The 23,069-nt window shown below is 54.9% G+C and carries 26 protein-coding genes and 2 tRNA genes; 21 read left to right on the top strand and 7 right to left on the bottom strand.

The features are described 5' to 3' along the window. Positions 1-8: 8 nt before the first annotated feature. The 4 genes from lpxL to M6D89_RS06410 all read left to right on the top strand — a co-directional run bounded on the left by lpxL (position 9) and on the right by M6D89_RS06410 (position 3,898). Positions 9-953, top strand: a complete 945-nt coding sequence (gene lpxL, locus M6D89_RS06425) for an LpxL/LpxP family Kdo(2)-lipid IV(A) lauroyl/palmitoleoyl acyltransferase (RefSeq protein ID WP_253967196.1) — start codon at positions 9-11, stop codon at positions 951-953. Positions 954-1,024: 71 nt separating this feature from the next. Further along, the gene (gene corA, locus M6D89_RS06420; RefSeq protein WP_253967195.1) at positions 1,025-1,978 is read left to right on the top strand and encodes a magnesium/cobalt transporter CorA; all 954 of its coding nucleotides are present in this window, start codon (positions 1,025-1,027) and stop codon (positions 1,976-1,978) included. 36 nt (positions 1,979-2,014) lie between these two features. Beyond that, positions 2,015-2,722 carry an SDR family NAD(P)-dependent oxidoreductase gene (locus M6D89_RS06415; RefSeq protein WP_253967194.1) on the top strand — a complete coding sequence of 236 codons (708 nt, stop codon included), beginning with the start codon at positions 2,015-2,017 and terminating at the stop codon, positions 2,720-2,722. Positions 2,723-2,791: 69 nt separating this feature from the next. Further along, the gene (locus M6D89_RS06410; protein ID WP_253967193.1) at positions 2,792-3,898 is read left to right on the top strand and encodes a phosphoribosylaminoimidazolesuccinocarboxamide synthase; all 1,107 of its coding nucleotides are present in this window, start codon (positions 2,792-2,794) and stop codon (positions 3,896-3,898) included. Between the two features lie 15 nt (positions 3,899-3,913). Here the strand turns inward: M6D89_RS06410 and M6D89_RS06405 are convergent, their stop codons facing one another. After that, a complete protein-coding gene (locus M6D89_RS06405) occupies positions 3,914-4,237 on the bottom strand; it encodes a hypothetical protein (RefSeq protein ID WP_253967192.1) in 324 nt (107 codons plus the stop codon). A gap of 92 nt (positions 4,238-4,329) precedes the next feature. On the opposite strand from M6D89_RS06405, the gene queE reads away from it, so the two are divergent. From queE to M6D89_RS06360, 9 genes are all read left to right on the top strand, one after another. After that, on the top strand, positions 4,330-4,980 hold the full coding sequence (gene queE / locus M6D89_RS06400; RefSeq protein WP_253967191.1) for a 7-carboxy-7-deazaguanine synthase QueE: 651 nt from the start codon (positions 4,330-4,332) through the stop codon (positions 4,978-4,980). A gap of 17 nt (positions 4,981-4,997) precedes the next feature. Then, a complete protein-coding gene (gene queC / locus M6D89_RS06395; protein ID WP_253967190.1) occupies positions 4,998-5,675 on the top strand; it encodes a 7-cyano-7-deazaguanine synthase QueC in 678 nt (225 codons plus the stop codon). A 150-nt stretch (positions 5,676-5,825) separates the two neighbouring features. Continuing rightward, a tRNA-Lys gene (locus tag M6D89_RS06390) sits at positions 5,826-5,901 on the top strand. A gap of 70 nt (positions 5,902-5,971) precedes the next feature. Then, positions 5,972-6,047: transfer RNA gene (locus tag M6D89_RS06385), tRNA-Lys, on the top strand. A 203-nt stretch (positions 6,048-6,250) separates the two neighbouring features. Continuing rightward, positions 6,251-7,318, top strand: coding sequence for a quinolinate synthase NadA (gene nadA, locus M6D89_RS06380; protein WP_253967189.1), 1,068 nt, complete (start codon positions 6,251-6,253; stop codon positions 7,316-7,318). 138 nt (positions 7,319-7,456) lie between these two features. Beyond that, a complete protein-coding gene (gene dapA / locus M6D89_RS06375) occupies positions 7,457-8,332 on the top strand; it encodes a 4-hydroxy-tetrahydrodipicolinate synthase (protein WP_253967188.1) in 876 nt (291 codons plus the stop codon). Between the two features lie 19 nt (positions 8,333-8,351). After that, complete coding sequence (gene bamC / locus M6D89_RS06370) at positions 8,352-9,515, top strand: outer membrane protein assembly factor BamC (protein ID WP_253967187.1); 1,164 nt, start codon at positions 8,352-8,354, stop codon at positions 9,513-9,515. A gap of 15 nt (positions 9,516-9,530) precedes the next feature. After that, on the top strand, positions 9,531-10,316 hold the full coding sequence (locus M6D89_RS06365; protein WP_253967186.1) for an MBL fold metallo-hydrolase: 786 nt from the start codon (positions 9,531-9,533) through the stop codon (positions 10,314-10,316). A gap of 60 nt (positions 10,317-10,376) precedes the next feature. Beyond that, positions 10,377-10,640, top strand: coding sequence for a PilZ domain-containing protein (locus M6D89_RS06360; protein ID WP_253967185.1), 264 nt, complete (start codon positions 10,377-10,379; stop codon positions 10,638-10,640). Between the two features lie 16 nt (positions 10,641-10,656). Here the strand turns inward: M6D89_RS06360 and M6D89_RS06355 are convergent, their stop codons facing one another. Then, positions 10,657-11,163, bottom strand: coding sequence for a leucine-rich repeat domain-containing protein (locus M6D89_RS06355; protein ID WP_253967184.1), 507 nt, complete (start codon positions 11,161-11,163; stop codon positions 10,657-10,659). Between the two features lie 282 nt (positions 11,164-11,445). Here M6D89_RS06355 and M6D89_RS06350 point away from each other — a divergent pair, with 282 nt between their 5' ends. Beyond that, positions 11,446-12,093 (top strand): YiaD family glycine zipper/OmpA-like lipoprotein, encoded by a 648-nt coding sequence (locus M6D89_RS06350; protein ID WP_253967183.1) that lies wholly within the window; start codon positions 11,446-11,448, stop codon positions 12,091-12,093. A 109-nt stretch (positions 12,094-12,202) separates the two neighbouring features. Then, on the top strand, positions 12,203-13,006 hold the full coding sequence (locus tag M6D89_RS06345; protein WP_253967182.1) for a class I SAM-dependent methyltransferase: 804 nt from the start codon (positions 12,203-12,205) through the stop codon (positions 13,004-13,006). Between the two features lie 6 nt (positions 13,007-13,012). Here the strand turns inward: M6D89_RS06345 and M6D89_RS06340 are convergent, their stop codons facing one another. After that, a complete protein-coding gene (locus M6D89_RS06340; protein WP_253967181.1) occupies positions 13,013-13,273 on the bottom strand; it encodes a hypothetical protein in 261 nt (86 codons plus the stop codon). Positions 13,274-13,345: 72 nt separating this feature from the next. Between M6D89_RS06340 and M6D89_RS06335 the strand changes: the two genes are divergently transcribed. The 4 genes from M6D89_RS06335 to M6D89_RS06320 all read left to right on the top strand — a co-directional run bounded on the left by M6D89_RS06335 (position 13,346) and on the right by M6D89_RS06320 (position 17,502). Continuing rightward, positions 13,346-14,014 (top strand): 2OG-Fe(II) oxygenase, encoded by a 669-nt coding sequence (locus M6D89_RS06335; protein WP_253967180.1) that lies wholly within the window; start codon positions 13,346-13,348, stop codon positions 14,012-14,014. A gap of 70 nt (positions 14,015-14,084) precedes the next feature. Next, complete coding sequence (locus tag M6D89_RS06330; RefSeq protein ID WP_253967179.1) at positions 14,085-15,533, top strand: circularly permuted type 2 ATP-grasp protein; 1,449 nt, start codon at positions 14,085-14,087, stop codon at positions 15,531-15,533. Then, positions 15,533-16,486, top strand: coding sequence for an alpha-E domain-containing protein (locus tag M6D89_RS06325; protein WP_253967178.1), 954 nt, complete (start codon positions 15,533-15,535; stop codon positions 16,484-16,486). Before M6D89_RS06330 ends, M6D89_RS06325 begins: the two co-directional genes overlap by 1 nt. Then, complete coding sequence (locus M6D89_RS06320; RefSeq protein WP_253967177.1) at positions 16,483-17,502, top strand: zinc-binding metallopeptidase family protein; 1,020 nt, start codon at positions 16,483-16,485, stop codon at positions 17,500-17,502. Before M6D89_RS06325 ends, M6D89_RS06320 begins: the two co-directional genes overlap by 4 nt. Here M6D89_RS06320 and M6D89_RS06315 read toward each other — a convergent pair. Continuing rightward, a complete protein-coding gene (locus M6D89_RS06315) occupies positions 17,462-18,217 on the bottom strand; it encodes a proteasome-type protease (protein ID WP_253967176.1) in 756 nt (251 codons plus the stop codon). The genes M6D89_RS06320 and M6D89_RS06315 overlap by 41 nt on opposite strands. Before the next feature lie 305 nt (positions 18,218-18,522). Between M6D89_RS06315 and M6D89_RS06310 the strand changes: the two genes are divergently transcribed. After that, the gene (locus tag M6D89_RS06310) at positions 18,523-19,014 is read left to right on the top strand and encodes an NADAR family protein (RefSeq protein ID WP_253967175.1); all 492 of its coding nucleotides are present in this window, start codon (positions 18,523-18,525) and stop codon (positions 19,012-19,014) included. 4 nt (positions 19,015-19,018) lie between these two features. On the opposite strand, the gene M6D89_RS06305 is transcribed toward M6D89_RS06310, so the two are convergent. The 3 genes from M6D89_RS06305 to M6D89_RS06295 all read right to left on the bottom strand — a co-directional run bounded on the left by M6D89_RS06305 (position 19,019) and on the right by M6D89_RS06295 (position 21,939). Beyond that, on the bottom strand, positions 19,019-19,756 hold the full coding sequence (locus M6D89_RS06305) for a dienelactone hydrolase family protein (RefSeq protein WP_253967174.1): 738 nt from the start codon (positions 19,754-19,756) through the stop codon (positions 19,019-19,021). A gap of 49 nt (positions 19,757-19,805) precedes the next feature. Then, complete coding sequence (locus M6D89_RS06300; protein WP_253967173.1) at positions 19,806-20,513, bottom strand: lipoprotein intramolecular transacylase Lit; 708 nt, start codon at positions 20,511-20,513, stop codon at positions 19,806-19,808. A 202-nt stretch (positions 20,514-20,715) separates the two neighbouring features. Next, complete coding sequence (locus M6D89_RS06295; protein WP_253967172.1) at positions 20,716-21,939, bottom strand: MFS transporter; 1,224 nt, start codon at positions 21,937-21,939, stop codon at positions 20,716-20,718. Positions 21,940-22,179: 240 nt separating this feature from the next. Between M6D89_RS06295 and M6D89_RS06290 the strand changes: the two genes are divergently transcribed. Then, positions 22,180-23,037: a transporter substrate-binding domain-containing protein gene (locus M6D89_RS06290; protein WP_253967171.1), complete on the top strand. Its 858-nt coding sequence runs from the start codon at positions 22,180-22,182 to the stop codon at positions 23,035-23,037. Positions 23,038-23,069 lie beyond the last annotated feature (32 nt).

Here is a 23,069-nt window from a genome sequence, read left to right as displayed (position 1 = left end):
TAGGACCTATGACACAGGCAAAAAAAGACGCGCGCACCAGCTTAAAAGGCTATGGCCACCCCCGCTTTTGGCCCACCTGGATGATTCTGGGAGTGTGTTGGCTGGTGGCGCATTTGCCTTGGGCGTTGTCTCATCGCTTGGGTGTTTTGCTGGGGCGATTGTTTTATCGCTTTGCCGATTCGCGCCGCGAGATTGCTCGCACTAATGTGGCACTTTGTTTTCCTGAGTTGGACGAGGTCGAGCGCGATGCGCGGGTGCGCGACATTCTGCGCGATGTGGGACTCAGCTTTATTGAAACCGCGATTGCTTTGTGGGGACCGGATCGCGCCATCGAAGGGCGTTACACGTTAAAAGGCATGGAGATACTGCACCGCTTACAGAACGAGGGGCGCGGCGTGCTGCTGTTAGGGGGGCACTACACGACTTTGGATATGGCCGGTCGCATTATGGGGCTTAATATTGAGTGCGATATGATTTACCGGGTGGATCGCAATCCGCTTTTGGCAGCAGCCATGGCCAGCGCGCGCGAGCGCTACTCCGGCACCACGATTCCCCGCGAGGATGTGCGCCAACTGGTTAAAAATCTGCGCAAAGGCCATCGCATCTGGTATGCGCCAGATCAAGATTACGGTGTGCAGAATACCGTATTTGCGCCTTTTATGGGAATTGAGGCGGCCACGGTAACGGCCACCGCCCGGATGGCGCAGATGGGCCGCGCTGCGGTCGTACCCTTCGAGCATTACCGGGACGAGCAGGGTGTTTATCACGTTGAGATTAAAGAGCCGTTAGAGAATTTCCCCTCGGGCGACGACGTTGCCGATGCTGCCGCTGCCAACGCCGTTGTTGAAGCGGTAGTGCGTCGCCACCCCACGCAATACTTATGGGTTCACCGGCGCTTTAAGACTCGCCCAGAGGGAGAACCTTCCCCTTATCCATCCAAACGTAAGAAATAAAACGTATAACAGGGTACACTTTTGTAACGAGATAGCTGGTTTGGTGTTAACAGGCTTAGGGAGTGTGAAGCATGCTAAGAATGTTTGAAATTCAGGGCGCGAAGCTGCGAGAGCAGGGCCCGGATCCGGAAGTGATCCGCGAGGCGATGAATCAAGCGGTCTGGATTGATGCTCACGAGCCCACGGATGAAGAGCGTGAACAGCTCAATACCTTCGTGCGCGCCGAGCTGCCCGAGTCAGACGATGTGGAAGAAATTGAGTTCTCGGCCCGGTACTTTCTGGATTCAGCGGGTATTCACGTCCACTCGCTGTTTTTAGCGCCCACCGAAGGGCGCCACAGTACGACCACGGTCGCCTTTATTTTGCAGGACAAGCGCCTGATTACCCTGCGCGACGGCGAGCTGGCCGATTTTCGTCTTCTGCGGATGCGCGCCCGGAGAGGGCAGGTGCAGGCGCACTCGCCGCAGGATTTGCTGATTACCATGTTCGAGCAAAAGGTCGAGAACTTGGCAGACGTGCTGGAAGATATTCACCGCAAGCTCGAAGATGTCAGTCATACCGTGCTGGAAGATGACGATGCCGACCTGGAAGATGCTATCGACCGTTTGGCGAAGCTTGAGGACAGCAACGGCAAAATCCGCCTTTGCCTGATGGATACCCAGCGTTCTATCTCTTTTTTGCAGCGTCACCTGCGCGAGCATTTTGAGCTGCAGGAAACTGCCCGCGAGATTAAGCGCGACGTGGATACCCTGATGTCACATACCGCGTTTTTGTTCGACAAAATTAACTTCTTGATGGATTCGACTCAGGGCTTTATCAATATCGAGCAAAACCAGATTATCAAAACCTTCTCCATTGCCGCGGTAATTTTTCTGCCCCCCACCGTCGTGGCCAGTTTTTACGGGATGAACTTTGATTTTATCCCCGGGCTGGAGTGGAAGTGGGGTTATTTGACGGGTATCGCCATTATGATGGCCTCGGCCATTGCACCACTTTGGTATTTCAAGCGTAAAGACTGGTTGTAGGCTGGCCACCGCCGGCCTGATTAAGCCGGAGGTTTTATGTCTAATGTACTGATTTTTGGGGCCAGCAGCGCGCTTGCTCAGGCGATTGCCGCGTACCGGGCGCAAGCGGGCAGGTGCCTGCTGGGGGTGGGGCGAGCTCCCGAGGCGCCCGCTTGCTATGCGCATTACGTCTGTTGTGATTACAGTGATGAGGGGCTGGAGCAAGTTGTTCAGCGGCTGCGCGAGCTGGAGGTGGCGCCCGCCGAGATCTGGTGTTGTGTCGGGGTGTTGCACGATGAGTTTTTCACTCCCGAAAAACGTCTGGAGGACTTGAGCGCTGAGCAGTTGTCTCACTATTTTGCGGTCAACACCATTATCCCTGCCTTGATTTTGAAGCACCTGAGTGCCTTTATCGCTTCTGCCAAGCGGCCCAAGGTAGCGTTTTTAAGCGCTCAAGTGGGCAGTATTGGTGATAACGCCCTGGGTGGCTGGTATGGCTACCGCGCCAGTAAAGCGGCGTTAAATATGCTGGTCAAAACGGCCTCGATTGAGTTGGCGCGTCGGCATCGGGATGCTTGTCTGGTCGCGCTGCATCCGGGGACCACTCGCTCGGCGCTTTCGGAGCCTTTTGCGGCCCGTATTCCCAGCCACCGTTTATACACCCCTGAGACCTCGGCCGGCCGCTTAGTGAGTGTTATGCAGAGTTTGGGGCCGGACGATAATGGCGGTTTTTTTCACTGGAGCGGCGAGCCTTTGCCTTGGTAGTAGTCTTGGCGTAGAGGGTAAATGTGTTAATATCGCGGGTTTTTCGGCCTAAAGTGATAGGGTGATTCTATGGGGCTTTCCGACCGGGTGTTAGCGGTAAACGATGATCTGCCCATTCGCACTAATTTGCCCGTGCACAGTGGCAAGGTGCGTTCTGTTTATTGGTTGACCGAGGCCGACAGCAAGCGGCTGATTGTTGACAAGGGTTATGACGTCGCCCCTGACGCAGCTCTGGCCATTATGGTGATCAGTGACCGAATCTCGGCCTTTGATTGTATTTGGCACGGCGAAGGGGGAATGGACGGTGTTCCGGGCAAGGGCGCGGCGCTCAATGCCATTTCTAATCACTGGTTTCGCTTGTTTCGCGATAGCGGCCTCGCTGATAGTCATATTCTGGATATTCCCCACCCATTGGTTTGGATTGTACAAAAAGCCCGTCCGGTCAAAATTGAGGCGATCTGCCGGCAGTATATTACCGGCTCCATGTGGCGCGCCTACAGCAAAGGCGAGCGGGATTTTTGCGGAATTGAATTGCCCGATGGTCTGGAGAAAGACCAAAAGCTGCCCGAGTTGCTGATCACCCCATCCACCAAAGGTATTTTGACCGGTATTCCCGGCGTTCCTGAAGTGGACGATGTGAATATTACTCGGGGCGATATTGAAGCCAATTACCAAGCCTTTAACTTTCGGTGCAAAGCGGATATCGAGCAATACGAGAAGTTGTTAAAAGAGGGCTTCGCGGTCATCAGCGATTCATTGGCGGCGCTGGATCAGGTGTTCGTGGATACCAAGTTTGAGTTTGGTTATGTGACTGATGCTGCCGGTAACGACAAGTTGATTTATATGGACGAGGTGGGTACGCCCGACTCTTCACGTATATGGGATGGCCCGAGTTATCGCGATGGTAAGGTGGTGGAGAAATCCAAAGAGGCCTTCCGTCAATTACTGTTGAGCTATTTTGATGATCCGGACATTTTGCTCAACAAAGATCGCATGGACGAGCGTCAGGCGCTGGCGCGGGATAACGCCTTGCCCGAGTCGGTGTTGATGGAGGTTTCCGAAACCTATCTCGCCATTGCGGAGAAAATCACGGGCCAGCGTATCGAGCTATCGGACAATCCCAAGCAGGACATTATTGATATTTTGCAAGCTGACTTTAATTTAATTGATCGGTAAGCGGGTAGGGCGGTTTTAGCTTTCCCATTCCCAGCGCAAAGGCTCGCCAAACTCGTCGTAAATGAGTTTTTTACGCGGCAGTTTGGGCTTGTTAGGGCGTTGGATTTTAGGCGGTTGGGGGCGTCGTCGTTGCTCTATCGCCGCGATAACCTGGGAGACTTCGGTACGACTTTCGGCCTCGGCCTTCTTCTCGAATACGTGTGGCAGAGGGGTGTTGGCATCGGCCCGCCCCGAAAGCCCGCGCGGCACCTGATTAACGGTGCCACCGCGAGACTGGTACTCGCGAATTTGAGCTTCCAATTCCTGGCGTTGCGCTTTTTTGGATTTGACCGGTTTCATTACTGCAGTCCGAAGCGGCGGTGACAAAGCTATTTAGAATAGCACCTGCTCCTTGGGGCGTGAACCCGTAGGAGCCAGGTGCCGGCGTATATATGACTGAACTAAGTGTCAAAATCACGGAAATTTTCTATTCCTTACAGGGTGAGTCCAATACCGTGGGTTTGCCTACGGTGTTTGTGCGCCTGACCGGGTGCCCACTGCGCTGTGGTTACTGCGACAGTGAGTATGCGTTTTACGGGGGCACGCGGATGTCGTTCGATGAGGTGCTGGATAAGGTTGCCTCTTATTCACCGCGTTATGTCTGTGTGACCGGCGGTGAGCCTATGGCGCAAAAGCATACGCCAGCCCTGTTAACGGCACTGTGTGAGCGCGGTTACCAGGTATCGCTAGAAACCAGCGGCGCCATGACTCTCGAGGGGGTGGATGAGCGAGTGGTGAAGGTGATGGATCTTAAAACCCCGGGTTCGGGAGAGGTGCAGCGCAACCTCTGGTCCAACCTGAAGCTGCTGGACGGCCGCGATCAGATTAAGTTTGTGATCTGCTCGCGGGAAGACTACCAGTGGGCAAAGCTCAAGTTAGACGAATATAAACTAGCCGAGCGTGTGGGGGATGTATTGATCTCGCCCAGTTTCGGCCAGGTATCGCCCCGCCAGTTGGCCGATTGGGTGGTAGAAGACAATTTACCGGTGCGTTTTCAGCTCCAGCTGCACAAGTTGCTGTGGGATGACACGCCGGGGCATTAAAGTAAAAGGAGATCTGCATGGGCCAAAAAAGAGCGGTGGTATTGGTGTCGGGTGGCTTGGACTCAACCACAGCCCTGGCCATTGCCCGCAGTGAGGGGTATGAGTGCTATACCATCAGTTTTGATTACGGCCAGCGCATGCGCGCCGAACTATTGGCGGCTGAGCGCGCCGCCCAGGCGCTGGGCAGTGCCGACCACAAGGTGATCAATCTGGACCTGCGCGCGATTGGTGGTTCGGCGTTGACCGACGACAGCATTGATGTGCCCGAAGAGGAGACTCAGGGGGTTCCCGTAACTTATGTTCCGGCGCGCAATACGGTGTTTCTGTCCATTGCCTTGGGCTGGGCCGAGGTGCTGGGCGCCGACGATATTTTTATCGGTGTGAACGCTGTGGATTACTCCGGTTACCCGGATTGCCGGCCAGACTATATTGCCGCCTACGAGAAAATGGCCAATTTAGCGACTCGCGCAGGTACCGAAGGGCACACCCTAGCCATCCGCACACCCTTGATTGATCTGAGTAAAGCCGAGATTATCCGCCGTGGCACCGAATTGGGTGTGGACTATGGATTAACGGTGTCCTGCTACCAGGCCGATGATGATGGCCGCGCCTGTGGGCGCTGCGACAGCTGCCGCCTTCGCCGCGTGGGTTTCGAGCAGGCAGGGGTGGCAGACCCCACTCGCTACCGGCTGTAGTGCGCGCCTTGCCCAAGTTGGTAAGTTATTGAACAGATAAAAAATATTAGGGCTAAATTGCAAAAAATCCCTTGTGTTTTTCGGGCAAATCATTATTATGTGCGCCTCTGATTTGAGGCGCTTTAGCGCAGCGAAATACAATCAGATTATGGGTCGTTAGCTCAGTTGGTAGAGCAGTTGGCTTTTAACCAATTGGTCACTGGTTCGAATCCAGTACGACCCACCATATTAAGACGGGCAGTTTACTGAGCGCCGCCGGTCATCCGCCACAGGAATTGGCACACAATCAGTTTTACGGGTCGTTAGCTCAGTTGGTAGAGCAGTTGGCTTTTAACCAATTGGTCACTGGTTCGAATCCAGTACGACCCACCATATTTTGACAGGCAGTTTACTGAGCACTGCCGGTCAGCAAGCGATGAAAGCGCCAATTGCAAAGCACTTGGCGCTTTTTTATTACCTTGGTAATTTCCCCGCAAACACTTCAACCGCTCCCGCCGTTCCCTAGCCTTATGCTAGAATGCGCCCTTTAAAAAGCGCCGTTGCACCAGTAGGGGCGCCAACCGTGGTATTCAAGTATGTCCATTGAAGTTGTCGATAATGCAGCGACAGATGCTCTGGCATCCGACCGTCAGGTGGTAAAAGATCACTTGGCGGGCATCGGGCGGCACAGCGATCTTACCCCAGAGCAAGAGCAGGCTTTAAAGGCTCAGATTAAGCAAATGCTGATCGAGCGCGATGCCGTGCTGGTGGCTCACTATTACACCGACCCGATCATCCAGTCGCTTGCCGAAGAGACGGGCGGGTGCGTGTCGGACTCCTTGGAGATGGCGCGCTTTGGGCGCGATCACCCGGCCTCTACCCTGATTGTGGCGGGGGTTAAGTTTATGGGCGAGACCGCCAAAATTCTCACCCCCCACAAGCGGGTGTTAATGCCCACCCTCGAGGCGACCTGCTCGCTCGACATTGGTTGTCCGGCGGACGAGTTCAGTGATTTTTGCGATCAGTACCCCGACCGCACCGTGGTGGTGTATGCGAATACCTCGGCGGCGGTGAAAGCGCGCGCCGACTGGGTGGTTACCTCGAGCATCGCCTTGGATGTGGTGGACTATCTGGATAAAAAAGGCGAAAAAATTCTCTGGGCGCCGGATAAACACCTGGGCGCTTATGTGCAAAAGCAAACCGGTGCCGATGTGCTCTTGTGGGATGGTGCTTGCATTGTGCATGAGGAATTTAAGGCCCAGGGGATTGAGGATTTAAAAACACTGTACCCCGAGGCGGCGGTGCTTGTGCACCCGGAATCGCCCCAGTCAGTGGTAGAGCTGGCCGATGTAGTGGGCTCGACCTCGCAGTTGATTAACGCCGCGCAAACCCTGCCCAATCAGGAATTTATTGTGGCCACGGATCAGGGCATCTTTTTTAAGATGCAACAGCTCTGCCCCGAGAAGACTTTTCATGTCGCGCCCACGGCCGGCAGCGGCGCCTCGTGCCGTAGTTGTGCCAACTGCCCCTGGATGGCACTGAATGAGCTGGAGAATCTGGCGAATGTTTTCGAGCGTGACGACAATGAGATATTTGTCGATGCCGAGCTTGCCAAGCAGGCGATGAAGCCTTTGGACCGTATGCTGGCTTTTAAAAAAGGCTAACAAGCAGCGCTTTGCGCGCCGCTTGTGTCGCTGAGGCGCGGTGCGTAACATGTCGCCAGACTTTATCAACACCACGGGCGGTTAGCTGCGCCCTTGGGGCTGCTCAGGCAGCCCGGATTATCCGTAATTGGAGACGCTATGATTCAAGGCAGTATGGTTGCCCTGGTAACCCCCATGAATGCCGACAATTCGTTGGATTGGCAAGGTTTATCGGCGCTGGTCGATTGGCACTTGGAGCAGGGTACCCACGGCATAGTCGCGGTGGGCACTACCGGTGAGTCGGCCACCTTAGATGTCGATGAGCATTTGGCGGTTATCCGCCATGTCGTTGACCAAGTGAACGGCAAGATTCCGGTCATTGCTGGAACCGGCGCCAACTCAACGTCCGAGGCCATCGAGCTGACCGAGGGCGCCAAAAGCGCTGGGGCAGACGCCTGCCTGTCGGTAACCCCTTACTATAACAAGCCCACCCAAGAGGGGTTGTATTTACATCACAAAGCTATTGCCGAAGCGGTTGATATGCCGCAACTGCTTTATAACGTGCCCGGTCGAACAGCCGTCGATATGCTGCCCGAAACGGTGCTACGCCTCGCTGAGCTGCCCAATATTATTGGTATTAAAGAAGCTACCGGCGATATGGGGCGGGCCAAAGCGATTATCGATGCCGCGCCCGATGGCTTTAAAGTCATCTCGGGCGACGACGAAACCGCCGTGGAATTAATGTTATTGGGCGGTCACGGGGATATTTCTGTCACTGCGAATGTCATACCCGGGAAGCTGGCACAAATGTGCGAGCTGGCCATTGCCGGTAAGGCCGAGCAGGCGCGCCAGGTGAATGACTCGTTAATGTCATTGCACCGGGTGATGTTCCTGGAGGCGAATCCCATCCCGGTAAAATGGGCCCTAACGCAAATGGGAATAGTGGCAGAGGGCATTCGCTTGCCCATGACGCCACTGTCTGAGGTGTATCACGAGCAGGTGCGCACCGCACTGCGCGATGCCGGATTGATTTGAGTAAGCTGAAGATATTCATATGATAAAAACCATTGCCCTCAGAGGGCTCGCTTTGACTTTAGTGACGCAACTGGTTGGTTGCGGCGTGTTTTGGGGTGATCAAGCCTACTTTCGCAATCGCGACGGGGACTACCAAAAAGCCGATAAAATCGAGCCCATTAAAGTGCCCGAAGGTATGAGCCGCGAACGGCTGGGGGAGATTTACCCCATCCCGCCTATCCAGCAGAGCGAGTTTGATGAGGCGGTGAGCGCCGATCATAACGAAGTGCCCAGACCTCAACCGCTGGCCACTAATCTGATGCAGGAAAACATCAAAATCCAGCGTTTGGGCGAAGAGCGCTGGATACTGATGAATGTTTCCCCGGGTGAAGTCTGGCCGCGGGTGCGCAGCTTTTTGAACGAAAACAATGTGGATGTCGCCAATGCCGATATTAGCCGCGGTATTATCGAAAGCCACTGGTTGCAGTTTAAAAGCGATCTGAACACAGTGGATAGATACCGCGTGCAGATCGATCAGGGGGTACAGCCGGAAACCAGTGAAATTCACGTACGGCATCAATCTCTACCCGGCAGTGCGCCCACCGAGCCCACCCCCTGGCCCGAGCAATCGACCTCGGCCGAGCGTGAAGCCTGGTTGTTGGATGAGCTGGCCGCCGAGCTCGCTCGGGATGAAACTCTGGGCGGTACCTCATTGCTGGCGCAGGCCATTGGCGGCGATGCCAAGTCTGCCTTGGTGATTGAGGCGAACGAGCCGGTTATGAAAATTCGCCTAAACGAAGAGCGCGCTAAGGCGACCTTGTTCCACTCGATGAAGCAAGACGGCTTTGCCATATACGACAGCGCGCCGGATCAGGGTGTTTACTACCTACACTACGAGCCAGTCGAGCCCGAAAGTGATGGATGGTTTAGCGGTTGGTTTGAGAGCGACCGAGAGATTGTTCATACCAGCCCGTATACCCTGGCGCAGTTGCTTGAGAATGTGCCGACAGGCGAGGCCTTCGCTCGTGCGCCATTGTCAAACCGCGAGGGTGAAGCGCAGAACGCCGGCGCCCCCGGTTACCTATTGTTTATAAAAGGTGAGCCCGGCGATTATACGGTGCATTTGCGCGACCCCTATGGCAAGCGCATTGATCCGCGCGAAGCGCGCAAGCTGTTAACCATACTGCGTAAAAACCTGATTTAACGGAGCGGCAAATCCATGCGGTTTGCTTCTCTGGGCAGCGGCAGTAAGGGCAACAGTACGCTGATTGAGTGGTCCGGCGGGGCCATTCTGGTGGACTGTGGTTTCAGTGTGCGCGAAACCGAAGCGCGGTTGGCGCGCCTTCAATATTCGGCGTCTGATCTAAGCGCTGTGCTGGTAACCCATGAGCACGGCGACCATGTGAAAGGGGTAGCGGCGCTGGCGCGGCGATACAATCTGCCCGTGTATATGACCCCCGGAACCTATCACAGCCGTGATTACGGCGCTTTGCCCGAGCTAAACCTGATTGAAAACTACCAGTCATTTGCTTTAGCGCAGTTGCAGATAGAGCCAGTGGCTGTGCCTCATGATGCCCGCGAGCCGGCGCAATTTATTTTTACCTACGAGGGCCTTAGCCTGGGTTTACTGACCGATCTGGGTAATATCTCGCCCCATGTGGAAAGGCGTTACGGTAATTGCCAGGCGTTGATTCTGGAGGCAAACCACGATCCGATGATGCTGGCCGGTGGGCCTTACCCGCCGTCTTTGAAACAGCGTGTGGGTGGTCTTTGGGGGCACCTGAGTAACCAGCAGGCGGCGGGTTTTTTGCAGCGATACCCGATGCAAGTATTGCAGCATTTGGTGGTGGCTCATATCAGTCAGAAAAACAACTCTCTTGAGCTGGTTAAACAGGCGTTGGAGCCTTTTGTGGGTACGGTTGCCAATACTCTGTATGCGTGTCAGGACGAGGGCTTTGACTGGTTACAACTTACCTCACCGGTACACGCCGAGGCAGCGCTATAACCGTTTGCTATAGTGAGAGTGAAAGAGCACAGGAATTATTGATTTTTTGAGGATGTCATCGTGGAACGCCGACAGCATGAACGCACTAGCCGCAGCATACGGGTAGAGATGACTCACCCGGGCATTGGCACAATAGTGGGGTTTACCACCGATATCTCCGAGGGCGGTGCCCAGGTGATGTTGGAAAACCAAGTTTTACCTCCGGTGGGTACGGTGGTGCAGGTTTTGTTTCGCAAGGTGGTTGGGCCGATTAATTCTGAACCTGTGGCTATGAAGGTGGTACGTCAGTTTCGCAATACCATCGGCTTGACCTTTGCTACTTAAACGGTATTCGGTGCTATTACTGGTCGCAATGATCGGGTAACAGGGCCGAGCCTGCGTTATCTCTTACACTGGTCCGCACTTGGTATAGGTCTTTACATCCCGCGTCATTATTTCCCTCAATACGCAAATCGCTCAGCTTGATCAGGCTTAACAGCGGTGCTGCATCGCGAATTTGGTTATTCTCTAGGTGTAATAAGGTTAATTTACCCAGCCTTGTCAGGGGCGTAACGTCAGCTATCGCGTTGTCAGATAAATCCAGCTCGGTGAGGGCAAAGTAGCGCCCAAGACCGGCTATGCTGGCAATACCCGCGTGAGTGCAGCGCAGGCTGGTTACCTGCGAAATGTTAGTGTGTTTTTTATCTTTAAAGGTCTGTTGTAGACATGCCTTGAGCGCCGGATCGGAGACCGAGCTTTCTTTTAGGATGGGCTTGGGGGTGTACACCACATTATCATTTACCGAAAAATCGTATTGGCTACACGCGCAAAGATTCAGTAAAAGCGCCATACCTATAATGCGATGCATAAACATGTCTCATGTTAGTAACCTGGCAATTAAGAGGCTCGTTCTGAGCATCGTTAAATGTCGCCCGGTAAAATTTGTGGAATCCCTTGAGTTTACCGGGCTCGCGCTCGCCTTCGGCGGCGCATCCTGCGCCGTGATTCACCCGACAATCATAATGGCCGGGCTAATAGATTCAGCTGCGGTTAAGCCAAGTTGTGTAAGTGTGAATACTGGCAGTGTACCTTTCAGCAGAATGGTATAGCATTAGCCGGTATTATTCATTGCCGAATATCAGGAGTTATCATGAAGCGTCTTATTGCGGTTATGACTTTAGTGAGCGTGGGTGCTTGCACCACTACCGATCCCTACACCGGGGAAAAGAAAACCTCTAACTCAACCACAGGTGCCGTTATTGGTGCGGTAGCCGGGGCCGCTGTGGGGGTAGCGTCATCCAGCAAAAAAGATCGCGGCAAAGGCGCGTTAACCGGTGCGGTTGCCGGTGGTGCGATTGGCGGTGGTGTGGGCCACTATATGGATCGCCAGGAGGCCGAGCTGCGACAAAAACTGCAGGGCAGTGGTGTGCAGGTGCAGCGCAGTGGCGATACCATCTCACTGATCATGCCCGGTAACATTACTTTTGAAACCGATGAGTACACGATTCGTCCGCAGTTTCACGATGTATTGGATTCCGTCGCATTGGTGTTGGGGGAATACGACAAAACCAACGTGAATATCGCCGGCCATACCGATTCCACCGGGTCTGATAGCTATAACCAGATGTTAAGTGAAAGACGTGCGCAAAGTGTGCGCGACTATTTGGGGCAGCGCCAGGTGGACTACAACCGCATCAATGCGGTGGGCTATGGTCCGCGCTACCCTATAGCCAGCAATTCCAATTCGGCCGGGCGAGCACAGAACCGTCGGGTGGAAATTGAGTTAGTGCCCCGATAAACCACTTTGCGTTTGCGCATTGATATAATGATAACAATGCCTCGTCGGTACGGGCGGGGCATTGTTGTGTGTAAACGCTAAAGCGATGTTTCCTAACTGACGCCCGCCTATGAGAGCCCCCGTAGTAATCTGTAATCACGCCGATGCCCGCCCAGTTGCTACCCGTCTAGCCGGCGCTCTCAACACCGAGTTGCTACTGAATATAGACGTGAGCATGCTCGTAGATGGGCCGGAGTTCGCTCTGCTGTTTGATGCTCAGGGGCTGGCGCTTCAGCAAACAGGCCGCAAAGCGCCTGGTCCTATTCGGGTTGATTTTGCCTCTGGTGCGGTGGATCACAGGCGCAAGTTTGGCGGAGGTAAAGGGCAGGCCATTGCCAAGGCCGTGGGGCTGCAGGCGCGGGTTTACCCCCATGTGTTAGACGCTACGGCGGGGTTAGGGCGCGATGCTTTTGTATTGGCCACTTTGGGCTGCCGAGTGGATATGCTTGAGCGCAATCCGGTGGTGCAGGCTTTGCTGGCCGATGGCTTGGCGCGCGCCGAGCTAAGCGCCGATGCCGAGTTACAGGCGATTATGCAGCGCATGAGTTTGGCCCGTACCGATGCCGCCGACTACCTGCAAACACCGGACAGTGTCGACGTGGTCTATCTGGACCCGATGTTTCCCGAGCGGCAGAAATCGGCCCAAGTTAAAAAAGAAATGAAAGCTTTTCACTCTCTGGTGGGCTCCGATCCGGACGCCGATCAGCTGCTGGAGCGCGCGCTTGAGGTGGCCCGTTTTCGGGTGGTGGTAAAGCGTCCACGCAAGGCGCCGGATTTGGATAACCGGGTCCCCAGTTACCGCTTAGAGGGCAAGTCGGGGCGGTTTGATATCTACGCGTTAAAAAAGCTGCCGGAGCACTTGGGAGTGGGCTAATCGGGGTTATTGCTTGCGCCAAAAGGCCAGCAGGCGGGCGCCCAGCATGCGCATTTGCGCGGCAATGGCAATGATAAACCCCACTCCAATCAGCAAGAGTCCGGCCAGCGTAATCAGCTCTTGTGTCAGCGAGGGCGGAACTGCTTGCGAGGCAATATAGACCACCACCAGCCCTGCGAAAAACACCACCGCCCCCAGGCGAAACTGTTTAAAACATTGGGCCAGTGGGGCCGAGCAGTAGTTGATGAGTTTGTCTTTAATGCGCACTTTTTATTTGGTTACCACTTGCGTGAGACCCGGGCCGGGGGTATAAGCTTGCGACATCGACGAGGAGCCGCTGTGACCACTCATACCACCCCATTGTGCCAATATTCCACCCGCGTTGACGAGCCCTTCTTGGATGAGTTAGCTGACAAGCTTACCCAGCACGGTTATGCGGTCATGGATCAGACATTTAACCCCGTGGCGGTGCAAGAGCTGCGCGCGGAGTTTGATCACCCGGGGGCCGAATTTAAAAATGCCGGCATTGGTCGGCAAGAGGATTTTACCATTGCACGCAATGTGCGCGGTGATCGTATCTGCTGGCTTGAAGGGCGCACCGGGGCGGCGAGCTTTTTTCTCGACGCCATGGCCGATATTCGTCACGGTCTGAATCGCCGCCTGTTTATGGGCTTGTTCGATTACGAGAGCCATCTTTCCTATTATCCCGTTGGCAGTTTTTACAAAAAACATGTGGACGCGTTTCACGGACGTTCTAACCGAGTCTTGTCCACGGTCTTTTATCTCAACCAAAACTGGCAGCCAGAAGACGGGGGTGAGCTGGTGCTCTACGATAGGGCGGACAAACAGGTGTTAGAGCGGGTTGTGCCTCATGCCGGGCGCTTGGTGGTGTTTCTGAGCGAAGAGTTTCCCCATGAAGTACTGCCGGCTGCTCGCGAGCGCTACAGTATTGCCGGCTGGTTTAGGGTCAATACCAGCACCGCGGTGAACTTGGACCCACCCGAATAGTTTTGCTCTCAAAGCTGGTCTGACTTATGCTGGATGAACGGAATATCATTCGAATCCACCCGGAGCAGCTATGGAAATCAATTGGCGAGAGTACGACAGCGGTGAGTTTTACGACGAACTAATCAGCTCGCCGGGCAATCCGCGCAAAGTGGCGAGACAACTGGCCAAGCATCTGGCGGGACTGACCCACGAGGAAATAGCCGCAGGCAAGCACTCGGCCGAGTTGGCCATTAAAACCATGGGCATTTCCTTTACCGTCTACTCCGAGGCCGGCAACATCGACCGCGCCTGGCCTTTCGATATTATTCCCCGGGTTATCGCGCACAAAGAGTGGCTGCATACCGAAAAGGGTTTGATTCAGCGTTTGCAAGCGCTCAACTGTTTTATCGACGATATTTACAACGAGCAGCGAATCATCAAGGACAAAGTGCTGCCCGCCGAGCTATTGGCCGACTCGGTTAACTTTCGCCCTGAGTGTGTGGGCATGAAGCCTGCTTTGGGGGTCTGGGCGCATATCTGTGGCAGCGATCTTATCCGCGATAACGACGGCCGCTTTTACGTGTTAGAGGATAATTTGCGGGTGCCCTCGGGGGTATCCTATATGCTGGAAAACCGCAAAGTCACCAAACGCATCTTTCCCGAGCTGTTCGAGAATCACAATATTTTACCGGTCACCGAGTACCCCAATCAGTTGTTCGATACCCTGGCGGCCATCTCGCCGCGTCCGCTGGAATTCCCCGAGGTCGTGGTACTAACCCCCGGCATTTATAACTCCGCTTATTTCGAGCATTCCTATCTTGCGCAGCAGATGGGGGTAGAGCTGGTGGAGGGCAGCGACCTGGTGGTGGAAGACGACCATGTATTTATGCGCACCATTGATGGCCTGGCGCGCGTGGACGTCATTTATCGTCGCATCGATGACCTGTTCCTTGATCCGCAAATGTTTAACCCCGATTCGGTGCTAGGGGTGCCGGGATTAATGCGCGCCTGGCTCAAGGGCAATGTGGCTATTGCCAATGCGCCGGGCGCCGGGGTGGCGGACGATAAGGTTATCTATACCTATGTGCCGCAGATGATTAAATACTACTTGGGGGAAGATCCCATTCTGCCCAACGTACCCAGTTATTTATGCGTGGATAAATCGCAACGCGACTATGTTTTAAAAAATCTGGATAAGTTAGTGGTCAAACCCGCCAATGAGTCCGGTGGCTACGGTATGCTGATCGGGCCCCAGGCGAGTAAGAAAGAGCGTGAAGAGTTTGCCGCTCGCATCAAAGCTAATCCGCGCAACTATATGGCCCAGCCGCTGATCTCGCTATCCACCACGCCCATTATCGGCAGTAAAAACGCCGAACCGCGACATATCGATTTGCGCCCTTTTATACTGCAGGGGCGCAACAGCTCGGTCACCGCTGGTGGGTTAACCCGGGTGGCCATGCGCAAGGGTTCGTATGTGGTTAACTCTTCTCAGGGTGGCGGTAGCCAGGATACCTGGGTTGTGGTCGAGGAGGGCAAGTAATGCTGTCACGTGTAGCCGAACGAATTTACTGGATGGGGCGCTATATGGAGCGCTGCGAAAACGCCGCCCGACTGATCAACGTCAACACCAAGCTGTTGTTGGATTTACCGCGAGGCACGAGCGTGGGGTGGGGCACCTTAGTGGAAATCATGGGGCTGGATGAGTACTTTTCGCGCGATACCGAGGCCGCCGATGAGCGCAGTGTGATGCGTTTTATGCTGGGGGATACCAACAACCCCAGCTCGCTGCTCAGCAGTATGGCCAATGCCCGGGAAAACGCTCGCATCACTCGCGAGATAATGCCCTCGGAAGTCTACGAGTTGATCAACGATACCTATTGGTATTTAAAAGACAATGCCAGCAGCGCCGTCGCGCGGCGCGAACGCCACCTGTTGCTAGAGTCGGTCATTCAGCGAGTACAACAGTTTACCGGTTTGTTGGCCGGTTGCATGAGTCAGAACGATGCCTATCGGTTTATTAGCCTGGGGCGCAACCTCGAGCGGGCGGATATGACCTCCCGTATTGTCGATGTGGGGGCCAGCCGCATTCTTCCTAAGGCATTTGCCGAGGACAGTGCCAGCGAGCCCTACAGCAATATTTTATGGATGAGTGTGTTGCGCTCGTTAAGTGGTTATCAAATGTACCGTCAGCATGTGCTCGACCGGGTCAATGCCGACGATGTGGTGATGTTTTTACTTCAGGACCCAATGTTTCCGCGCGCGGTTGAACACTGCCTGATCCAGCTAAACGAGTGCTTTGCGCATTTGCCCAACAGTGATGAGGCGCTGCATTCGGTAGCTGCGCTGCGGCGCCAGTTAAAAACCGCCGACTTTGAGGCGCTGATGGCGAATGGCTTGCACGAGTACATTGATACGGTGCAAACCGAGATTGGGCAAATTCACCAATCCATCGCCACGACTTGGTTTTTACCGCAGGTACAGGTTGCTTTGTGAAGGATTTTTACTGTCAGTGCGGGGCCCGGGTATTTTTTCGCAATACCCAATGTCTGCAGTGCTCGCGAGCGCTGGGGTTTGCCCCGTTAACCATGAGTATGCAGAGTTTTGACATGCAAGGGGACTCGCCAGTCCTCTGGGCGAGCAACGGCAAAGCTTACCACTACTGTAAAAATTATTACGATTACAACGCCTGTAATTGGGTGGTACCCGTTGACGATACCGACCCCTATTGCCTCAGCTGTCGGCTCAATAAAACCGTTCCCAACTTGGCCCATGGCGATAACGTACACCAGTGGGGTAAGCTCGAGGCCGCCAAACGCCATCTGATTTACTCGCTCTTGTCTTTGGGGCTGAAGTTGACCCCGGCCAATGATCGCGGTGTACGCCTGGAGTTTGCTTTTTTAGAAGATGCTCGCAGCAATCCCGCGGTGGCCGAATCGTTTATATCCACAGGTCACAGCAAAGGGCTTATCACCATTAATTTGGCCGAGGCCGACGATGCTTATCGCGAGAAAGTCAGGCAACAACTGGGTGAATACTACCGAACCATTCTGGGCCACTTTCGCCACGAAATTGGCCACTACTATTACGAACTTTTAGTCGCGGATTCGCCTTGGTTGAATGAGTTTAAGCGTTTGTTTGGCGATCCGAGTCGGGATTATCAGGCAGCGCTTAAAAATCACTATAACGCGACAGATAATACCCAGTGGACGGATCACTTTATCAGTCATTACGCACAGTCCCATCCGCTGGAGGATTGGGCCGAAACCTGGGCCCATTATCTGCATATTGTGGATACCCTGGAAACGGCCGAATCATTTGGGGTGTTGAAGCGGGGGATTGATTTCTCCAGCGTGGATTCGCTGTTGCAGCATTGGCTGGAGCTTTCGGTGTCGTTAAACGCTCTGAATCGCAGTATGGGGCTGGGGGATGCCTATCCGTTTGTGATTACCCCAGGGGTGAGCGAGAAGCTCAGCCTGGTTCATCGGATTGTAACGAGTCGCCCCAGTTAAGCGACGGCAGCCGGTCGAAAGCGTCGGTTAAATATTGATCCCACGCTTTTTTCAGCTCGCGCAAATACTCGTCATCGTCGTCAAACCGAAATCGCTGCAAAGAGAAACTGTCGGCACTGTATACAGCCAGCTCAATCGGCGGTCCCACGGTCAAATTACTGCGCATGGTGGAATCCATGGACACCAGCGCACAGCGCGAGGCGTTTTCTAAACTGGTTTCGCGGGTCAGGATTCGATCCAGAATGGGCTTGCCGTATTTGCTTTCGCCGATTTGTAGGTACGGAGTATCCTTCGAGGTGGTAATGTGGTTGCCCTGCGGGTACACCATCGCCAAGCGGGGTTTGTCGCCCGCAATCTGGCCGCCGATGATAAAGCTGGCCTCAAAGCTCATACCGCCGTTGGGGCCGCCTCCCGAGGCGTGTTTGTCCTGCTCTTGGCGATTAATCTCCCCCAGGTAGCTGGCCGCTTCACTGATATCCGGTACCGTTTTAAGACTGGTGGCGGCGTTGTCCCGGATATCGCGCTTTACCTGGGAGATCACCGCCTGGGTGGTGGCCAGATTACCCGCCGACAGAATCACGAACTCGCGCTCGCCGCTCACGCTGTAATGGTACATCTTGCCGTAGGTGCTGACTTGGTCCACACCGGCATTGGTGCGTGAATCGGAGCAGAATACCAGTCCGGCATCCATGGTAATGGCAACACAATAGGTCATAGGGTAGAGGTTTTCGCCTGAATCAAGGGGGGCTAGATTAAGTTCGAAACCCCATAGCGTCAAGCCGTGTCGCTTAAATAGACGGGTATAAAAGTGTCCTTGAGGATTGTGTAGGCCGCGATGATACAATGAATTTTCCCACAGGTTTCACCTCTGAGGCGGCTTTTTAACAGCGTGGACCGGCGCTAATCGTCGAGAATCGACGTTGCCGTGCATCGTCAGAGGATGCAGTGCTTTGTGTAAAAGCGCTGCGGGTAGCCCTATGCTGCCGTGCAGCCACACCCGGTCATTTAAGTGAGATAAAAGTGAGTCTATTCAGCGCGGCGGCGGAAAACGCGACCTATTTTTCCATGGAGAACCCCGACGATGGTCTGAGCCGAGTCTCGGATCACCCCTTTGAGTTAGAGGGCAAACGCTGGTCGACAGTCGAGCACTACTATTTGGCGATGCGCTTTATGAACGAGGCCGACCGGGAGCGGGTGCGGCAAGCGGACACAGTTGCGCTCGCGCGCAAGGCGGCCAAAGGCTGGCTGCGTAAAAAGCGCGGCGACTGGAAGCAGGTTAAGCCTGTGGTGATGACCCGCGCGGTGTACACCAAAATGCGCACCTACCCCGAGCTAGGGCAGCAGCTGTTGGCAACGGGTGATGAAAACCTGGTAGAAGACAGCCAGTTTGACTATTACTGGGGCTGCGGGCGGGATAAACGCGGCGACAATCGCTACGGCAAGGTGCTGATGAATGTGCGCGATAAGCTCCGCGAAGAGGCTCAGCAAGCGGCTGAGCCCACTGCCACGTAATCAATCAGTTCAAGGTGCGGCGGAATAAATCCACTGATAAGCGGTAAGCGTTCAGCGCCAGCTCGGCATCATAGCGCTCGCCCTCGTCGCGCATAAAGGCGTGCTGGCCGTTAAATTCGTGCCAGGTGAAATTGCAGCCCGCCTCGCGCAGCGCCCGGTTAATGTCCGCGCGATTTGCATCCGGCACATGGGGGTCCTGGCGGCCCCAGATCATCATTAGCTCGCCTTTTACGTCGCCACAGCGCGCCAGGGTCTGATCGGCGTCGTCAGCGGGCAAGGTGTTGGAGTGCAAGTCGGTGGCGTATAGGCACGAGGCCGCTTGAATACGTGGGTTCAATGCCGCGCGAAACGCCAAATGCCCGCCAATGCAAACCCCCATGCTGCCCGCGTGGCCATTAAAATAATCGCGCTCATCCAAAAAGCTCAACATGGCCTGGGTATCGCTGTCGTGGTCGGCCAAAGGCTTGCTAAATTTATCCTGGTTACCCTTGTCCTTGCCCGCATCGTCGTAGGCCAGCACAGTGCCTATGGGGTTCAACTCGTGAAAGACCTCGGGCACTAACACCACAAAGCCGTGACCGGCCATAATCGCCGCCGAACGCGCGATGGGGGCGGTTTGCTGGAAGATTTCCGAGTAAAAGATAACCGCCGGATAGCGACCCTCGGCTACCGGGCGGTAGACATAGGTGCGCATGGTTCCGGTAGGCGTGGGGATGTCGACGGTTTCGGTCTGAATAATCATAAATGCTCTCTTCGGTAAGCTCTGTGGTCAATAGATTTTGTCGCTGCGGTTACCGCCACAGTCTGATGGCGGCCCAAAGGCTTATGCCCCATATGGCGGTCCAAAGCAGCAGCAGAAGCACGGCGATAAAACCAAACAGGTCGGGGGCTTTCATTAGGGTGGTCATCAGTGAGTCCTGATAATAGAAAAACCAGGGGTGCTCCGGCGGAAAGACCCAGGTGTGTAGGAGGTAAAACACTTTTTTGGGGCCGGCGGCAAACACCACCAGAGCCCCCAGGGCGATGGCACCGGTAAAAGTCAGAATCACATGTCGCGGGTGCGGCAGGGGGGCTTGCTGCAGGCGCAGCGCCAAGGTGGTGGCAATAAGCACCAACAGGGCGCTCCAGCCCGCTGCATACACCCCGTCGATCAGGTGCGCGACATCCTGCAAGTGGACGACCTCGGGCGGGCGCAATAGCGCGACTAGCTTGCCTGTGTTTGTGGTGTAGGTAATCTCAGCCAACGAATCGGGATCTTGGTGGATAGCCTCGTTAATCTGATGAAATAACCCGAGCCGCTGCTCTTTATCGGTATCGGCAAAATCATCTTTGTAGCGGTTTTGCGGTCCATAGGTTTCGATATGAGCCCCGATATCCAGCGCTTGGTAAGCCTGGGGATAGGCAAAATCTACCTGGGCGAGCAGGTGCCAGGCGACAAAACCTGCAACCAGCCAGTGGCAGAGAAAAGCGAGCGGCCAGAGCACAGATGACAGACGCACAGACAATCCTTATAAGTGTTTATCTTGGTTCCTATTACCCCGGCAATTGCGATTGCGGGGTTAATAGCGGCGCAGGATGCGCCGACGCCGCCGAAGGCGGGCGCGAGCCCTATAAAATCAAGGGGTTTCGCAAATTCCGCCGATTTTACAGGGCGACAATTAAGATGCTCAGGACGTGCATCTTAATTGCCAGGTTAATAGATCATACCAGCGCCGGGTTATTTTTGCCGCGCGGGTAGGAAAACACCACCAGCAAGGCGGCCAACACCACCGCGAGCGCGCAAACCCCGAATAACTGCGCCGCGCTTGTTCCCGCATCGATCATGGCGCCAAACAATACCGGCGAGGCGGCAGTCGAGAAGACCATAAACGCGGTCATCAGCGAGCGAATCGAACCCAGCTTGCCGGTGCCGTATACCTCGGCCCACAGGGCACCGGTAATCGGGCTGGCCATACCGATGGCGGCGCCCAACAGAGCCATAAACAACGGCGCAATCCAGTGCCCTTGCAGATACGCCAGAACCAGCAACGCCAACGCCAGAGGTGCCAGCATAAACGGCAGCAGCTTGCGGGCGCTAAATAAATCCACCAGCAGACCGGCGGCCAGCGAGCTTAGCCAATGACTGATGCCGTAGACCACAAAGCAGCTGGCCAGCCAAACCGCAGACCAGTTCTTTTGCTCCAGAATAAAACCCTGCTGAATAAAAATACCCGTGACAATAAAGGGCGCGGCCAAAACGGCGGGTAGGGCGAGCCAGAATCGATAGTCTTGGAACATGGCCCGGCGCCCCTGGCTATTCGTTTGCGCAGGCGCGTCCACGTCAGGGGGCAGGTGGGTGTTTTGCGGCGCACGGCGCAGCAGATAGAGGCTGAGCGGCAGGTAAATAACCGGAATACTGGCGGCCAATACCAACCAGCTGCCGCGCCATCCAATAGCGGCAATTAAGGCCACGGCAATCAGCGGCAGGACAATCTCACCCACCGGTACACCGCTGGCGGACAGACTCAGGGCCTTGCCTCTGTGGTCGTCAAAATAGCGGGCCATAGTCGTTTGCGCCGTGTGCGGCAGCAGGCCCTGGCCACACAGCCGCAGCAAATAAAACCCCAGCAACAATGCCAGGGGCGCGGTGGCGCTCATCATAAGCAGGCAGGCAAGCATTAACCCCATGCCCACCAGCGCGGTAAAGCGCGGCAGGGGCCTGCGATCCACTAGCCCGCCCACAGCGATAATGGTGAGTGCGCTGCCCAGGGTGCCCGCCGAATACAAGCTGCCGTAGCTGGCGGCACTTAAGCCCAATGATTGTTGAATATGACTGCCGTACCAGCTGACGAAAAAGGATTGGCCAAAGTTGCCCCAAAAAATGCTGACAAAACCAAAGCTGAGCAGAGCCCAGTGAGCGCGCATAAATTGATAGTAATTTTTCAAAGTACAGCCAGGTGCCCTATAGAAGAAAATTTGGCGTATTATACGGGGGCAACTTGGCTGCGTTAAATATCAAGCTGTTAGCCCGGCAATAAACATTGACGAGTTAATAGCGCGGTGCATGGATGCTTCGCCGCGAGCCCTTGGAGTGCCAGCACGTGTGCCAGGATTTCAAGAGTGATAATAATGTAGATCAGGATGCCCTAAACCCGCGATCGGCGATAGAAGGTGGCAGTGCGAATAGTGAACAAGTGTTGGGCGATACTGTTTTTGGGGCTTAGCCTAAGCCTGGCATCGGTCTTTACCCTTGCCCAACAGGTCGGGGGGGATGTTGAGGTGATTGTCGCCCCCAGTTACGGGGCTGAAGATGGTAATCAAGAGTCTCTTTACTTTAAGCGGCTGTTGCACAGAGCTCTGCAGTTAACCGTTCCGGAGTATGGTGAGTTTGAGTTGCGCCTGCCCGAACAGCTACTGGTGGATAACCGTTTGCGCGTCTCGGTGCAGCGCGGAGTAGTGGACGTCATGTGGCGCAATAGCGTCGAGCGTGCTGACAATGGATTGTTGCGGGTGCCGGTGTCTTTGCTCGGCGAGCTGACTCAGTATCGCATGTTGCTTGTGCGCGAGCGTGATTTGCCGCTGTACACCGATCCTTTGGCGTTGAGCGACTTGCGCCAGCGGGTGGCGGGGGTGGGAGCACAGTGGCCCGACGTCAAGGTCCTGGCACACAATCAATTACCCTATGTGACAGCAACAGGCTATCACCCGCTGTTTCGGATGTTGGCGGCGGACCGTTTTGATTATTTCCCTCGCGGGATCTATCAGGTGCGCGGTGAGATCGAACAATACCCCGAGCTGGATCTTGCTATGGTGCCCAACTTGGTATTGAGCTATCCCAACGATGTCTATTTTTACGTTTCGCCGGATAATCCCAAGCTGGCCAAGCGCCTTACCCTAGGCTTGGAGCGAGCCCAGCGCGATGGATCGCTGGACGCTCTAATCGACGAGTTTGATCGCCTGCGCTGGGCCAAAGAGCAGATCAGTCGCGCGGATTGGCAAGTGATCTATCTCGACTCGCCATTACCCGCCCCACAGCGGCGCTAGCAATGGCAAAAGCCGTTTTTTTAATTCAGCAA

Source organism: Gilvimarinus xylanilyticus (genome assembly GCF_024195295.1).
GTDB lineage: Bacteria > Pseudomonadota > Gammaproteobacteria > Pseudomonadales > Cellvibrionaceae > Gilvimarinus > Gilvimarinus xylanilyticus.
This window is presented reverse-complemented; position numbering and strand designations above follow the sequence as displayed.